Source organism: Collinsella sp. LCP19S3_A7 (assembly GCF_052121995.1).
In the GTDB taxonomy this organism is placed as follows: domain Bacteria; phylum Actinomycetota; class Coriobacteriia; order Coriobacteriales; family Coriobacteriaceae; genus Collinsella.
The window spans coordinates 33,694-49,543 of record NZ_JBQKDE010000015.1; the positions used below are offsets into that span (position 1 = coordinate 33,694).

The 15,850-nt window shown below is 58.3% G+C and carries 13 protein-coding genes; 3 read left to right on the plus strand and 10 right to left on the minus strand.

The features are described from left to right. Nucleotides 1–127: 127 nt before the first annotated feature. The 4 genes from ACTQV3_RS07425 to ACTQV3_RS07440 form a co-directional block, all read right to left on the minus strand. A complete protein-coding gene (locus tag ACTQV3_RS07425) occupies nt 128–2,197 on the minus strand; it encodes an elongation factor G (protein ID WP_441067935.1) in 2,070 nt (689 codons plus the stop codon). 297 nt (nt 2,198–2,494) lie between these two features. Next, nucleotides 2,495–3,244, minus strand: a complete 750-nt coding sequence (locus ACTQV3_RS07430) for an amino acid ABC transporter ATP-binding protein (protein ID WP_195838601.1) — start codon at nt 3,242–3,244, stop codon at nt 2,495–2,497. A 53-nt stretch (nt 3,245–3,297) separates the two neighbouring features. Continuing rightward, entirely contained in the window at nt 3,298–3,951 is a 654-nt protein-coding gene (locus ACTQV3_RS07435) for an amino acid ABC transporter permease (protein WP_441067937.1), read from the minus strand. A 138-nt stretch (nt 3,952–4,089) separates the two neighbouring features. Then, nucleotides 4,090–4,950, minus strand: a complete 861-nt coding sequence (locus tag ACTQV3_RS07440) for a transporter substrate-binding domain-containing protein (RefSeq protein ID WP_441048882.1) — start codon at nt 4,948–4,950, stop codon at nt 4,090–4,092. Between the two features lie 349 nt (nt 4,951–5,299). Between ACTQV3_RS07440 and rlmD the strand changes: the two genes are divergently transcribed. Beyond that, the gene (rlmD, locus tag ACTQV3_RS07445; protein WP_441067939.1) at nt 5,300–6,748 is read left to right on the plus strand and encodes a 23S rRNA (uracil(1939)-C(5))-methyltransferase RlmD; all 1,449 of its coding nucleotides are present in this window, start codon (nt 5,300–5,302) and stop codon (nt 6,746–6,748) included. Between the two features lie 63 nt (nt 6,749–6,811). Here rlmD and ACTQV3_RS07450 read toward each other — a convergent pair whose 3' ends face one another. The 5 genes from ACTQV3_RS07450 to tilS all read right to left on the minus strand — a co-directional run bounded on the left by ACTQV3_RS07450 (nt 6,812) and on the right by tilS (nt 13,558). Then, entirely contained in the window at nt 6,812–7,633 is an 822-nt protein-coding gene (locus tag ACTQV3_RS07450) for a phosphatase (RefSeq protein ID WP_154517764.1), read from the minus strand. 165 nt (nt 7,634–7,798) lie between these two features. After that, nucleotides 7,799–8,983, minus strand: a complete 1,185-nt coding sequence (locus ACTQV3_RS07455) for a pyridoxal phosphate-dependent aminotransferase (RefSeq protein WP_441535848.1) — start codon at nt 8,981–8,983, stop codon at nt 7,799–7,801. 190 nt (nt 8,984–9,173) lie between these two features. Next, entirely contained in the window at nt 9,174–11,321 is a 2,148-nt protein-coding gene (gene ftsH, locus ACTQV3_RS07460; RefSeq protein ID WP_441049310.1) for an ATP-dependent zinc metalloprotease FtsH, read from the minus strand. 1 nt (nt 11,322) lies between these two features. After that, a complete protein-coding gene (gene hpt / locus ACTQV3_RS07465; protein WP_441067943.1) occupies nt 11,323–11,871 on the minus strand; it encodes a hypoxanthine phosphoribosyltransferase in 549 nt (182 codons plus the stop codon). Nucleotides 11,872–12,019: 148 nt separating this feature from the next. Then, nucleotides 12,020–13,558, minus strand: coding sequence for a tRNA lysidine(34) synthetase TilS (gene tilS, locus ACTQV3_RS07470; RefSeq protein ID WP_427728793.1), 1,539 nt, complete (start codon nt 13,556–13,558; stop codon nt 12,020–12,022). Between the two features lie 48 nt (nt 13,559–13,606). Between tilS and ACTQV3_RS07475 the strand changes: the two genes are divergently transcribed. Continuing rightward, nucleotides 13,607–14,416 (plus strand): MBL fold metallo-hydrolase, encoded by an 810-nt coding sequence (locus ACTQV3_RS07475; protein WP_427728791.1) that lies wholly within the window; start codon nt 13,607–13,609, stop codon nt 14,414–14,416. Between the two features lie 80 nt (nt 14,417–14,496). On the opposite strand, the gene ACTQV3_RS07480 is transcribed toward ACTQV3_RS07475, so the two are convergent. Next, complete coding sequence (locus ACTQV3_RS07480) at nt 14,497–14,928, minus strand: Hsp20 family protein (RefSeq protein ID WP_427728790.1); 432 nt, start codon at nt 14,926–14,928, stop codon at nt 14,497–14,499. Nucleotides 14,929–15,202: 274 nt separating this feature from the next. Here ACTQV3_RS07480 and ACTQV3_RS07485 point away from each other — a divergent pair, with 274 nt between their 5' ends. Continuing rightward, the gene (locus ACTQV3_RS07485) at nt 15,203–15,673 is read left to right on the plus strand and encodes a hypothetical protein (RefSeq protein ID WP_441067945.1); all 471 of its coding nucleotides are present in this window, start codon (nt 15,203–15,205) and stop codon (nt 15,671–15,673) included. Nucleotides 15,674–15,850: the final 177 nt, after the last annotated feature.

Sequence of the window (15,850 nt, forward strand, 5' to 3'; positions counted from 1 at the left end):
ATGATACAGCGTTAGACAAACGGCTCGTCGCAGAAGAAAAGCCCGCTCCGGAACCTTGTCCGGAGCGGGCCACAACCGCCCCCAACCCAAATTGGGGTTATGTCGCGCGACGCTACACGCGGGCTTGCTACCTTCCCGCGTTGTACAGCTCGACCAGCTTGGCCTGAACGTCATAAGGCACCTGCTCGTAGCCGGCGGGCTTCATGGTAAAGTCGCCCGTGCCGCGCGTGATGGAGCGCAGACGCGTCGAGTAATCCGTCAGCTCGGCGAGAGGCGCCTGAGCGATGACCACGGTGTCTCCGCGCTCATCGGTCTCCATGCCCGTCACGCGACCGCGCGAGGCCGAGATGTCGCCCATCACGGCGCCGGCGTAGCTCTCGGGAATAGTCACCGTGATTTCCTCGATGGGCTCCAGCACCACCGGGTCGGCATCGGCGCATGCCTTGCGCAGGCCGATGCGAGCCGCCGCGCGAAATGCCATCTCGTTGGAGTCGACGCTGTGGTACGAACCGTCGTACACCGCGACGCGAATGCCCGTGAGCGGATAGCCGGCAATGATGCCGTCCTTCATGGTCTCCTGGACGCCCTTGTCCACGGCAGGGATCAGCGAGCGCGGAATACGGCCGCCTACGACCTCGTCCACAAACTCATAGCCGTCGCTCGTACCGTCGGGCCCAATGAGCGGCTCTACGCGCAGCCAGCAGTCACCATACTGGCCGGCACCGCCGGTCTGCTTCTTGTGGCGGCCCTGGGCACTTGCCGTGCGACGAATGGTCTCGCGATACGGGATGCGAATCGGCACGCTCTTGGCCGCGACCTTGGTACGGTCCTCAAGACGATTAAGCAGGACCGAAACCTGCGCCTCGCCCACCGCCGAAATGATGGTCTGGCCGGTCTCCTCGTCGCGGTCGATGCTCATGGTCGGATCGGCCTTGCATGCCTTCTCGATAAACGTGTAGAGCTTCTCTTCGTCGCCGCGATTCTCGGCCTCGATGGCGATGCGGTACTGCGAGTTGGGGAACTTAAACGCCGCAGCCTCGACCTTGCCGGTAATCGAGAGCGTATCGCCCGTCTCGGCCGCCAGCTTGGGCGCCACGATGATATCGCCGGCATAGGCGTGACCGACCTCGGTCATGTCGCGGCCGCACATCACATACAGGTGAGCCAGACGATCGCTCTTGCGGGTGCGCGCGTTGATCAGCTCAAGGCCCGGCTCAAGCGTGCCCGTCAGCACCTTGATGAAGCTGATGCGACCCTGCTGAGGATCGGCCAGGGTCTTAAACACAAACGCCACCGGGCGGTCATCGTCGCTCGAGATCTTGAGCGAATCACCGTCGATGAGCGGCATTTCACCATAGTCGGTCGGCGCCGGGAAGTACGTGGCGATGTCGTCCATCAGCGAGTTGACGCCCTGCTCCTTAATGCAATCGCCCGCAAAGACCGGCACAAAGATGCGCTCGGCGATCGCCTTCGACAGCAGGCCTTCAAGCTCCTCCTGCGTCAGCGTCTCCTCGCCTTCCAAGTACTTCATCATCAGTTCGTCGTCAGCCTCGGACACCAGCTCGCACAGATGGTCATGGGCCTCCTCGGCCTGGGCACGATACTCCTCGGGAATCTCCGACTCAACGGCTTCGGCGCCGTTGCAATGGCGCGCCTTCATGCGCACCAGGTCAATGATACCGTCAAAGTCCTCGCCCTCGCCCCAGGGAAGGGTCACGGCGCCCAGGCGCGTGCCAAAGCGCTCCTGCAGCAGGTCCATCGTGGTCGCAAAGCTGGCCTCGGAGCGCGACAGGCGGTTTACGAACACCGCACGCGCCAGACGCAGGTCCTCGGCGGCATACCAGAGCTTAACCGTCGTAGGCTGCGGGCCGGCCTCGGCGTCGACCACAAACAGAGCCGTCTCGCAGACGCTCATCGCGGCAAAGGCGTCGCCGATAAAATCGGGGTAGCACGGGGCATCGAGCACATTGATGCGCGCACCCTTCCAGTCGATCGGCGCAATGGTCGTCGAGATGGAAAACGCACGCTTGACCTCTTCGGGGTCATAGTCGAGCGTGGGCTTGGTGCCGTCGTGGCCGCCCAGGCGGGCGGTCTTGCCGGAAAGGTGGAGCATGGCCTCGGCGAGTGAAGTCTTGCCCACCCCACCTTGGCCTACGAGCACCACGTTCCTTACATTACCGGTCTTGGGAGCACCCATGATGACCTCCTTGCAGGGCCGCGCGCAATGCGCGACGCCAACGGGGAGAGTTCGCGGTCGATGCCGTCCCGGGAGCAGCATGGTCGGCAGCCGATCCGGCTCACCCTCCAAATGTCCTATGCCACCACCCTACCCTCGCGGGCGACTGTCCATGCACACCTTTCGGCGCACGTATGAATACGGGCGGCGAGAGGAGGGGGCAAACGCCTGAGGCGGTTATTAAGCCCCATCGGCGCAAATAAAAACCGCCGCAGGCCATAAGACCTGCAGCGGTTTCGCCTCAATGTCTACTTGAGCCTAGCCCTCGATACGGCTCAGGAACTCGCGCGTGCGCCGTTCGCGCGGATGGCCGATAACCTGCTCGGCAGGACCCTCCTCTACGATGCGACCGCCGTCCATAAAGACCACGCGATCGGCAACATCGCGCGCAAACTGCATCGCATGGGTCACGATCACCATCGTCATATTCTGCGCGGCAAGGTCTTTAATGACACGCAGCACCTCGGCCGTTAGCTCGGGATCGAGTGCCGAGGTCGGCTCATCGAAGAACAAGATCTCTGGATCGAGCGCCAAGGCGCGCGCAATACTCACACGTTGCTGCTGACCGCCCGAAAGCTCGCATGGCACCTTGTTCTCGTTGCCCGTAAGCCCCATCTGCGCGATCAACTCACGCGCACGTGCTTCGACCTGCTCGCGCGGGCGCTTGAGCACGCGGATCGGAGCGTCGGTAATGTTTTTCATCACGGTATAGTGCGGGAACAAATTATAGTTCTGAAACACCAGGCCAAAGCGCGAGCGCGCCTGCTTGGGCACATCGCCTTTCGCATACACCGTGCCCGATCCCGCATCCGTCGCAACGGCTAGATCACCAAACGAAAGCGAGCCGCCGTCAAGCGTCTCGAGCAGCGTGGCGCAGCGCAACAGCGTTGACTTACCGCCGCCCGAAGGTCCGATAATCGCCACGACCTCGCCACGCTTTACCTCGAGCGAGATATCCTTGAGCACCTCATTGCCGCCAAACGCCTTGCGCGCGCTCGTTATATTCATTACCGTTCCGGACACGGGAACCTCCATGTGTTTGAAAAGCACGACGGAACAGGCTAGTCGTGGTAGTAGTCAAGTCGCTTTTCGGCGGCGCCCAGCAGCATCTCGACCACAAAGTTAAAGACCCAGTAGATCAGTGCCGCAATCGCAAACGGCACCATGCTCACTTGCGAGGCAACCAGTGCCTTGGCCGTCGAGAACATCTCCCCCACGCCGATGGCAAACGCCAGCGACGTGTCCTTGACCAGTGTGATGATCTCGTTGCCCATCGCCGGCAAAATGCGCTTGGCGACCTGCGGCATCACAATGTACAAAAACGTCTGCAGGCGTGAGTAACCCAGCACCTCGGCGGCCTCATATTGACCACGCGGGATAGACTGCAAACCCGAGCGATAGATCTCGGCAAAGTAGCCGGCATAGTTGATGATGAATGCCACAACGCACGCTGTCCACTTGGAATCGGGCGTGAGCGAAATACCAAAGACATAATAGGGAGCAAAGTAGATGGCAAACATCTGCAGCATGAGCGGCGTACCGCGCATGACCGAAATGTAGATGCGCGCAATCCAACGCAGCGGCGCGATTTTGCTCATACGCATGAACACCACGGGAATTCCCAAGGGAATCGAGCCCAACAGCGTGAGCAAAAACAACTGCAAACTGACCAAGAAACCCTGGCCAAGCATCTGCATCATGACCTGAATAGACAACCCAAGCTCTCTTTCACAGCAACAGAACACCAGGTGTTAATTGAAATAGGCACAGTGCCCAAGATTGCGAGCGACAAGCCCGACGAAGCGTACTTTGGTACGCGAGGAGGGTTGGAGCCGCAAGGTTGGGTGCTGTGGCTATTTCAAAACCCAGTTATCGAAGGACAGACCATAGCTCGCATACTTGTCGCACAGGTCCTTGACTGTACCGTCCTCATAGAGCGCCTTGAGCGACTCGGTCACGGCGTCGGCCGACTTGGTGTCGCCCTTTTTAAAGCCAACGGCGTAGTGCTCGCTGGACAGCGGCTTGTCAAGTTGCGTATAGGCATCGGGCTTGGCGGCAAGCTGATACTGGGCGATCGAAAGGTCGCAAGCCACCGCATCGACCGCGCCGCTCTCGAGCTGCATAAAAGCCGTGTTGTACTCGCCGATGGTATCGAGCGTGGCAAACGTCGCCGCCAGATCCTTCTGGTCACCTTCTAGCACATCCTGTGCGGCAGAATCGGTCTGGGTAATCACGGTCTTGCCGGCAAGGTCGTCCCAACTCTTGATGCCCGCATCCTTCTTGACCACCAGCACCTGCTCATTGAGCATGTACGGCTCGGAGAACGTGTAGTCGTCCTCGCGGCCCTCCATGGTAAAGCCGTTCCAGATGCAGTTGATGGCGCCCGAGTTGAGCAGCGTATCCTTGGCGTCCCAGTCGATGGCCTCGTACTTGACCTCCCAGCCCTGCTTATCGGCAACTGCCTTGGCCAAATCGAGATCAAAGCCGGTGTACTCGCCATCGTCACCCACAAAGCCATACGGAGGATAGGACTTGTCAAAGCCCACCACGAGCTTCTTAGACTCCACAGCGCCCTTGGCGTCCTTTGCCGCAGCAGAGCCGGCAGTGGAACCCTTGTCGGCACCACCGCCGCAGCCGACAAGACCAAGGCCAAGCACCGTGGCGAGCGAGCCGGCTAGACCAACAAACTGACGACGAGACATATCGGTATTCATGGTATTCCCCCTTGATGGCACTTTAGTTAAGTAAAGTGATTCATGTAACGTCCAGAATCATACACTTTACCTTGATAGAGTACAAGGGAGAAGTTGCCCAGCGCGGGCGGGGAGCGGCGCGTAATTAAGTTTCCTGCTCTACAGTCCTGCGCAAGACGGAAAGCACATTAAGTGCTTTCCTTTGCGTGCGGAACTCGCGATAAACTTAATTGCGCGCCGCTCCCCGCCCGCGCCGGGCAAACGTCGTTGGACTTATCACTAACGTGAAGTGGACGCTTGTATATCGTCTGCTAGCTTGGTACGGTACAATGCTTTCAGATTTCAATTTATAAATTAGTGGGGTTACTTCATGGCAGAATCTCGTGCAGAGCGTAAGGCTCGCCGTGCTTTGATCGAGGCGGCTGAGGGGTCGGAGGAGAAAAAATCTTCCAAGAAATCCAAGTCGTCTCAGGATGCGAAGGGCAGGCCAGCCAAAGGCAAGGCTAAGGCCAAGCGCCCCAGCTTTCGTCGGGGCGAGGATAAGGCGCCTCAAGCTCGTTCCAAGCGCTCGCATAAAGAGTCGTCCCGGTCCGCTCATAAGGCCGTTGATCCCAAGTCGCCCTGTTCCATCATGAAAGCTTGCGGTGGATGCACGGCGCTCAACAGGCCTTATAAGAAGCAGCTGGCGGCCAAGCAGGCTGCTATGGATGAACTTTTTGCTGCTCTTTGCGAGCGTGAGGGCATAACCGTCGATCCCATTCGCGGTATGGACGTTACTCTGGGCGACCCGGGCAAATATCCTGCGCCGCGTGGTTTTCGCCATAAGGCCGCCACTCCCTTTGCCCCCGGCAAAGGGGGCGCTGTCCGCTGCGGCTTTTTTGAGCGCGGCACGCACAGAATCGTCGCTGTTCCCGAATGCCCCGTCGAGGCACCGGGAGCCCGTCAGATTCTTAACGGCATTGCGCGTGAGGCCGAGCGCCTGCACATTCCCGCCTTTAACGAGGACAAGCATCTGGGCCTGCTTCGCTATGCCGTCGTTCGCTGCGGCTGGCGCACCGACCAGATCATGATCACCCTCGTTACCGCCCAGCGCGACCTGCCGCATGCGCAGGAATTCTTTGAGGCCATCGCCGCACTCGATCCGCGTATCGTCACCGTCGCCCAAAACATCAACGGACGCCCTGGCAACGCCATCCTGGGTGAGGAAACCCACATCGTGTATGGCGCTGAATGCATGCGCGACCAGCTACTCGGCTGCGAGTTCGATATCTCCCCCACTGCGTTCTACCAGACCAACCCGCAGCAGACCGAGCTGCTCTACCAGCTCGCTATCGACGGTATGGATCTGCACCAGGGCGATGTTCTCATGGATGCCTACTGCGGCAGCGGCACCATCGGTCTTTGCGCAGCTAAAGAAGCTCAGAACAAGGGCATCGGCATCATGTTACTTGGCGTGGAGCGCAACCCGGCGGGCATTGCCGACGCACGCCGCAACGCCGAGCTCAACGGTCTTACCCGCAGCGCCTGGTTTATGGCCGACGATGCCACCGACTACATCCTAGATGCCGCCGACAACAACGAGCGCATCGACGTCCTTTCCATCGATCCGCCGCGTGCCGGCTCTACCCCCGAGTTCCTCGCAGCCGCCTGCGCGCTTAGACCTCGCCGCATCACCTATATCAGCTGCAACCCTGTGACCCAAGAGCGTGACCTGCACCAGCTCCTCGACGGTGGCTATCGCCTGCTCAAGATCACGCCCGTCGACATGTTCCCCCATACCGACCACACCGAAACTGTAGCGGTCCTCGAGCGCCGCTAATCCACCGGTACAAGAAGGGGGCGACCCGTCTGGGCCGCCCCCTTACTTGGTTTATGAACTCCGCTACATCCTCTTGCGCAGGTCACACACGCCGGCTGCCGCCATCTCGCGCAGTAGCGTCTCACGGTCGCGCGTCACGATCAAATCCAGCGGAAAGTGAATCTCGTCGAGCATCTTGCGCGCTTGGTCGAGCTTACCAATTGCCATACCAATGTGCGCATCGGTCGAGACGCCAATCCCCACGCCCAGCTCGGCGCACCGCTCGGCAATCTTGCGGCACACGTCCCAATGCTCGGCATCCGCGCCATGCTCAAGACTGTGATTGTTGATCTCAATGATCTTGTGCTTAGCCTTAGCAGCAAGCAACACCTCGTCGATATCGAACGGCACGCCCGATCGACCCGTATGCCCCAGCATAAACACCTTGGGGTGCTCCAGAGCATTGATATACATCTCGGTCGTCTGGGCCAGCGTCGCGCCTTCAGCGAACTGCGGATTATGCACGCTTGCAACCAAATAATCCAAATTACGCGTAACCCGATCGAACAGCGAATGCTGACGGCTGTACGAATCGCCGGCAATATCGAGCGTGACAGGAGTGTCCTCGCCAAACAGACTTCCGTCCAGCGAAACGATATCGGCCTCGGCGCCACGCAGCACCAACACGCCGCTCCAAATGCGCGGCCATATATCCTGGTTGATAAAGAACTGGTAACTGCGCAGGTCATTGGGGCAAGCCGTAACCATAGAGCTCAGATGGTCGGCAGATCCAAGCACCTGCAGGCCACGCTCTGCCGCCCAGTACACATTCTCCTCAATGGTCGAATATGCATGCGCAGAGAACATCGTATGGGTATGAATGTCACAGGAAAGCAGGTAGGGCATCAGGTCTCCTTATCTGGTATGGCCGTCGCGTATATTCATTGTACGCATAGCCTTCGATAGTCGTAAAACCGCTCCATCCCAAAGACACAACGTCCATGACAACGGGGTCCGGTTTAACACCAAACCCCGTTTCACGTAAAACATTGTAGGCAGAGCGCTCTGCTTTTAACGATACTCGTCCGCCAACTGTTTCCAAGCTGGTAGCGAATTGATAATCGTTTCGTAACTCACGCAATAACCCAAGCGGAACCAACCCGGCATGCCAAAGCTATCCGAAGGCACCGCGAGCAACTCGTACTTCTTTGCACGCTCGCAAAAAGCGTTTGCGTCGGGCTCGAGCGCCTTCACCCACAGATAGAAAGCGCCGTCCGGCTCAACGTAGGTGTAGCCGTACTCCGCCAATGCGTCGGTGAGCGCCATTCGGTTGCGAGCATAGGCTTCGACATCACTCGGCTCATCGATGCAGTCGATAATCACGCGCTGGAAGAGCGCCGGTGCGCACACAAAACCCAGTGTACGGGCGGCACCGGCGACGGCCGGCATAAGGCGAGCAGCCTGCGGATTGGTGTTGGGAACCAAAATCCAACCCACACGCTCACCCGGCAGCGACAGCGACTTGGAATACGAATAGCACACGACGGTGTTCTCGTAGATTGAGGGTACCCAGGGCACCTCGGCACCGTACACGATCTCGCGGTACGGCTCATCCGAGATGAGCATAATCGGATTCTCGGGATCACGCTTGGCATTGACCTCGCGCAGAACATTGGCCAGTCGCGTCAGCGTGTCGCGCGTATATACGGCACCGGTCGGGTTGTTGGGCGAGTCGATAATGACGGCCGCCGTCTTATCAGTAATCGCCTTGAGCACGTTGCCCACGCTCAGCTGGAACGTGTCTTCATCGGCGGGTGCCTCGACACACGTACAGCCGGCCTTCTCAATCCACACGCGATACTCCGGAAAGTACGGGGCGATAACAATGACCTCGTCACCGGGATTGGTAACAGCGTTGAGCGTGCAGGTGAGCGAAGCCGCCGCACCCACGGTCATAAAGACATCTTTACCCTCATAGCTCGTGCCAAAACGACGGTTGAGCGACTCGGCCACAGCGACACGACATTGCGGCAGGCCTGGTGCGGGCGTGTATCCGTGCAGTTGGTCGCTCGGCAGCTCCAAGGCCTTTTTGATGGACTCCGCCACGGCAGCGGGCGCCGGAACACTCGGGTTGCCCAGCGAAAAATCGAATACGTTCTCCGCACCGATCTGTGCCTTGCGTTCAAGTCCATAGCTAAAGATCTCGCGGATGATAGAGCTTTCCGCGCCGCGAGCAAACATGGTTTCGTTGATCATCTGTTCCCCTTTCGCATAGGCGGTATTGTACGCTTTAGTCAAGCAAAGTACCGCAGCAATGTTAATTGGGGACAGACTTAAATGCGTGAAAACGCTCATTTAAGTCTGTCCCCAATCAACAGATGGCCCCATATCGCTCAAAAGAAAAAGCCTCCGCAGGTTTTCCCCGCGGAGGCTCTCGCGACAAAGACTACTCGTCGGCCTCGGTGTCGCCATCGGCCTTTTTTGTGTCAGCAGCCTCGACATCGTCAGCGCTATCGGATGCGACTTCGGCATCTTCCTGCATGGCCGCCTGCGCAAAAGCTGCGGCATCAGCTGCCAGCTCCTCCTCGCTCATACGAGGCGTGCGCTTTTTGGTCGGCACGCCGCCCGCCTTGGCGTTGCGCTCCTCCTTGGCTGCCAGAATGTCGCCCTCGCGCTCAAGGTAGGCATCCCAGTCGTTGTCGAGCAGGGCGTTCACGGCGTCGCCTTCGACGGTCTCGCGCTCAAGCAGCACCTTCGCCATCAGATCGAGCTGATCGCGACGGGCATCCAAAATCTCAACAGCACGGCGATGGGCCTCACGCATGATGCGCTGAACCTCGATATCGATGCGGCGCGCCGTCTCCTCGGAGTAATCCTGGTGATCGGCATAATCGCGACCAAGGAACACCTGATGCTGCGCCTCGCCAAACACTTGCGTGCCCAGCTCCTCGCTCATGCCCAAACGCGTAACCATCTCGCGCGCCATCTTGGTCGCGCGCTCCAGATCGTTGCTCGCGCCCGATGTAATGTCATCGCACATGAGCTCCTCGGCAACGCGACCGCCCAAGAACACGGCAAGCTCGTCGAGCATCTCGTTCTTGGTCTTGAGGAAGTGATCCTCCTGCGGAAGCTGCAGCGTATAGCCCAGAGCCTGACCGCGGCTGACAATCGAAATCTTGTGAACCGGATCGGAGTGCTCCAGGATGTGACCCACCAGAGCATGACCGCTCTCGTGGTAGGCAATCGTGGTGCGCTCGGCTTCGGTCATCACGCGCCCCTTGCGCTGCGGTCCTGCAATCACGCGCTCCATCGATTCTTCGACCTCGTCCATCGAGATCACAGAGCGATGACGGCGAGCGGCAAGCAGTGCGGACTCGTTGAGCAGGTTTGCCAGATCGGCACCGGTAAAGCCAACGGTCATCTGGGCGAGCTTCTCAAACTTAACGTCCTCATCCATTGGCTTGTTCTCGGCATGCACGCGCAAGATCTGCTCGCGCCCCTTCACATCCGGGCGGTCGACCGTAACCTGGCGGTCAAAACGACCGGGGCGCAGCAATGCCGGATCCAGAATATCGGGGCGGTTGGTCGCGGCGATCAGGATGACCGATTCGCTTTCCTCAAAACCGTCCATTTCGACCAGCAGCTGGTTGAGCGTCTGCTCGCGCTCGTCGTGACCGCCGCCCAGACCGGCTCCGCGCTGACGTCCCACGGCATCAATCTCGTCAATGAAGATGATCGACGGAGCCTGAGACTTGGCCTCCTTAAAGAGGTCGCGCACGCGGCTGGCGCCGACGCCCACGAACATCTCGACAAAGTCAGAGCCCGAGATGCTAAAGAACGGGACACCGGCCTCTCCGGCAACGGCCTTGGCCAGTAGCGTCTTACCGGTACCCGGAGGGCCCACCAGCAAAACGCCGCGCGGGATCTTGGCACCCAGCTTGCGATAACGGTCCGGATCGCTCAAGAAATCGCGAATCTCTTCGAGCTCCTCAACAGCCTCGTCCACGCCGGCAACGTCTTCGAACTTGACCTTGGGACGCGTAGCCTCGTTGGTCTTGGCGTTGGTCTTGCCAAACTGCATGTTCCTATTATTGGCGCCCATCATCTGGCGCATAAAGTAGAACATGATGGCGATCAGGGCAATCGTCGGCAGTACGCTCATCGCCAAGTCGCCCCAAAAATCGGGGTCGTTGGTGTTGACGATGTACTTAGTGTCGGGATGCTCCGCCATGAGCTCGGCAAGCGAATCGGAGCCGACATAGGTCGAGGAAAAGCTCTTGAGCTCACTCGTGTCGCCCTTGTCCTTTTTCGCCTTCCAGTAATGACCCGTCACGCTTCCGTCTTGAACCGTATAGGTCAGATCTTCGACGCGATCCTGCTTGATGGCGCTCACCATCTCGCTCGTCGCGAGCTTAACGGTATTGCTGGAGCTGGCAAAGCCGGAACCCATATTAAAGAAGGCATAGCCCAGAAGTGCGCAAGCCAAAAGAAAATACAGCCAGCCCGTACGTGTGGGTTTCTTGCCTCCGGGCATCCCCGGAATCTTAGGGTCCCGGGGTGTCTGGGAATTGTAGTCGTTACGGTCGTCGGGCATCTTACGAATAAACCTCCGGTTTCAAAATGCCCAGATACGGAAGGTTACGATAGCGCTCGGCATAGTCGAGGCCGTAGCCCACCACAAAGGCATCGGGGCAATGGGTTCCAACATACTTGGGCGTAATGGCCGAGATGCGGTCCTCAACGTCCTTCCACAGGAAGGCGGCGACCTCCAGAGAAGCGGGCTTGCGGCTCTCGAGGTTCTTCATCAGATACTTGAGCGTCAGGCCCGAGTCCAGAATGTCTTCAACGATCAGCACGTCACGACCGCGGATATCGATATCAAGGTCTTTGATGATACGCACGATGCCCGAGGACTTCACACCGTCGCCATAGCTCGAAACGGCCATGAAATCGATATTGGTCGGCAGCTCGATCTTTCGCATCAGGTCGCCCATAAAGACCACGGCGCCGCGCAAGACCGCAATCAGCACCAGATCCTTACCCGCGTAGTCGCGCGTAATCTCCTCGCCCAGGCGAGAGACGATACTGTCGATATCCTCCTGCGTAAACAGAACCTTCTCGATATCCGGATGTTGAGAAGCCATGACAACCCTTTCTTGTGCTTAATCGCCCACACACCGCCGTATGGACGCGAACTACACATTCTAGCAGCGCACGGGGTATATTTTCCAGCCCGTGCACCATCAGCGCGGGAATACCGTCAACGCCGCACAGAAAAACTGGTGCGAGGGGCTAATCCGCGTCAACCACGCGAAGCAGATAGGCCACACGCGTCGCCGCCGTGCACTTAAAGCGTTCGTCCGCGCGAACTCCGGCGACCCACACCACGACACCCCCCGGTGCCGTCCTTACCATGGGCACGCCGGTACGCTCGGAAACGGGAATACGAGCCTCGCACAACAAGTCGGATACCTTCTTGCTTCGGCCACTCATGCCTAACGGGCACATCACGTCTCCCGGTGCGGGACCGTCCACCCACAGGCGCGCCAATCGCCCCTCGGCAGGAACCTCGCCGCGCGAGCCCGCCAAGATCCGCTCGCTATCGCTGTTGGCAAAACCCAGGGCAGCCGCGTCCACCAAAGCTGCCACTTCCCCAGCAGCCGCAAACTCACGGGCGCGGCGCACGATATCGCATCCCGGCTCAACGGATATCGCTTCTGTGACCAGCATACGTCCCCCGCCCAACGACATACGGCCGGGTATGGTAATCCAGTCCGCAACCAAGCCCTCACGAGCCGCCGGCGCCTTAAACGCCAGCATGCCAAACTCAACACGTGCGTCAATCCCCGCCGGAAGCGTAACCGAACCCGCACCCTCGGCAACACAGGAGAGGACTCGCTCCACATGGCGCATCTCTGGGCGAGCGTCCGGATCGATGCGTTTAATCGCCAGTCGCACGATGCGCCGCGCGATTACCACCTCGGCCGCAGCAAGGCGTCTGGCATCAAGCACCAGCGCGCCCGCTGCCTCTTTGCGCAGGCAGCTTCGAAACGCCTGTGCCGACAACTGGGATAGAAACGCATCCTCATCACCCAAGATCTCACAGGCGGCACCAATCGTCTTGCACACGCTCGCATTACGCTGCGCCAGCACTGGCATTACCCGGTGGCGAACGTAGTTTCGCAGATACGAGATATCTTCGTTGGTCTCGTCCTCGCGCCACGGCTGACCATGCACCTGCAGATAGCCCACAAGCTCGCCATGAGTTAGGTCGAGCAAGGGGCGTACCACAATATTCCTTCGGCGGGGAATGCTCGAGAGCCCAGCAGGGCCCGACCCCTTAATGGCGTTCATCAAAAATGTTTCCGCGCGGTCTGAAGAGGTATGGGCAGTACAGATGCGCGCCGCCGTTCTCGGCGCCCCCATCTTGGCACAAAGCTCACGAACATACCTTCGCGCCGCGGCATAACGCACCTCGCGCGCAGCCGCCTCGATATTGCCCGACTCCCCATCAAAATAGGCGTGCTCCACACACAGCGGCAAGCCATATTGTGCGCAGAGCTCGCGCACAAAGGCCTCGTCGCCGTCGGACGCCTTGCCTCGCAGGTGATGGTTTACATGAAGCACATGTAGGCGCTCGCGAGCAATGGGGGCAACGCCGCGTCCATCTTGGATATCCAGCTTTGATGTGCACGCCATAAGAAGCAGTGCCGTCGAGTCCGCACCGCCTGATACCATGAGCACCACAGGAGCAGCCTGCTGCCTCGTCCGGGTCTCATCGACTGCCCCGGGTACGGCATGGTGTCCGTAATGCTGTGATACCGTTGGCATTCGCTTCCTCCTCTATTCGTCAGCACTCATTGTATCCTTTGGAATCTTATGTCTCGCCTGCACCTTCATATCCTCGGCAGCGGCTCTAAAGGCAACTGCGCACTCATCGAGGGCCCGCAGGGGCTCATCATGGTCGATGACGGACTGTCCCGCCGCGAAACGCTCAAACGCATGGCTGAGCTCGGCCTTTCGGCAGACGACGTGTCCGCCCTTGTTGTCACCCATGAGCACAGCGACCACATTAAGGGGCTTGAGGTGTGGTGCAAACATTGGAACGGACCGGTCTTTTCCAGCAGGGGCACGCTCGCATCAAAGGAAAGCCTTGCACATCTGTCTGTTGAGGAATTCGACCCAGGTGACGCCCTCTCTATTGCTGGGGTCCACATTCAAACGTATTCGACATCGCACGACGTTGTCAATCCTGTCGGCTACCGTTTTGATGCCCAGGGTGATTCGGTTGGCTTTGCCACCGACACCGGCGAGTTGTCGAAGCATGCCATCGATACGCTCAGGGACTGTCGCGTTCTCGCGCTCGAAAGCAACCACGATGTAGCCATGCTGCGTCAAGGAGACTATCCTCGCTTTCTTCAGGAACGCATCCTGTCTGCAAAAGGGCATCTCTCCAACGATCAGGCCGCCGATGCCGCACGCGCGCTGGTAACCGATCGCACCGAGCAGCTTATCGCGATGCACATTAGCCAAGACAACAATCGCCCAAGCCTTACCGTCAAAAGCTACGCAAGCTCACTTGGGGCAACACTCGACAACGAGCTTGGTAGCACCGCCACCCGCGTTGAGGGGCCACATAAACTCACAATACGTCCCGCCGGGCAATATCGGCCCATGACCATTCAGTAGGCCGTCTCAAATAGAAAAGGGGGCCGGGAATCGCTTCCCAGCCCCCTTAGCTCAGGCACCGATGTTAATGGCCGATAACGTTAGTCGATGAAAATCTTCGTAACGTTCTTCTTCTCGACAATCTTAGGAACCGTAACGGTAAGGATGCCGTCAGCATACTTTGCAGAAAGGCCCTCGCTCGAAGCATCCTTCAGGTACACACCGCGCGTCGCGCTGTAAGAGCAAAACTCCTTCTGCAGGTAGTTCTTGTCCTTGTTCTCTTCGCTCTCCTCAACATTCACGCTAATGGAAAGACGACCCTCATTGAGCTCAACGTCTATGTCGTCCTTTGCAACGCCGGTCAAATAGGCCTTAACCTCGTAACCGTCGCCCTTGTCCTCAACATCAACGGGAAACGCCTTGGAGGCGATCGAGTTGTTTGCCAGATCGGTCATATCATCAAACAGATCGAACAACGAGCTAGCAGAGGGACGAACACCAAAAACCGAACGATAAGGAACCATGCTTGCCATGACTACCACTCCTTTAAGGGACTGCCGAGCCATCTTCTAGGTGGCAGGGACTTCTTTTGACGCTTTAATATATGCCCATCCATTTCTTATATATACATTTTGATATAAAGTTTTTTGAGTCTCTATCTATAAGCATATCTAAGTCTATGTGACTAAGGTTTAATGAGGTCAAGGTTCTTTGAACCGTGCCTTAAATACCAAATGTGCCCTAGCTAAAAAAAGCTGGGGCTTACAATGAGCGTATACACAATATTAATGACAACCTAAGGGCATCATGGACGATCAAGCCTCCGACAATTCGTATGATCAGATGCAGAACGATAAATCAACCTATCCGCAGACCATACGCTACCATCGTCCCCATATTTCCCAAGAGCCTATTGACGATACAGAGCCTGAATATGTAACTCGCAATCGTTATCAAACCCTTGAAGAATCTCAATCAGGTCGCAAACATATGGGCGTCGCACCGAGCGAATCGGCGCATCTCAAAGATGCCCCCTTATCCAAAAACAGCGCATGCAACCAGGAGCAGGCCCAAACACCCGCTAAGCAACAACGAAGAGAGCCTCGCCCTAAGCAGACCCTAACGCATTCTGCCCGCTATTTAGAGACTCCGAAGCAAGGAAAATCGATATTTATATCGTCTAACAGACGACGCAAACAGCAACGACTCCAAATCGCGCTCTTGATCATTGCCATCGCGGCAATCGCGCTGGTCATTCGTTTTATTTTCTTCAAATAGAAAAGACAATTAAGCCGTAGGGGCTTTAGGTTTACAACGCCCAAACGAAAAAGGGGGAGGCCGCGAGGCCTCCCCCTTCTCAGTCCAAGCGCACGGCTCGGTGCCGTCCACCGGTCAGCGGCGCCCTGGCCTCCCACGGGCTGGCCCCGCAGTACTCTCGGCGCGATGGGGCTTAGC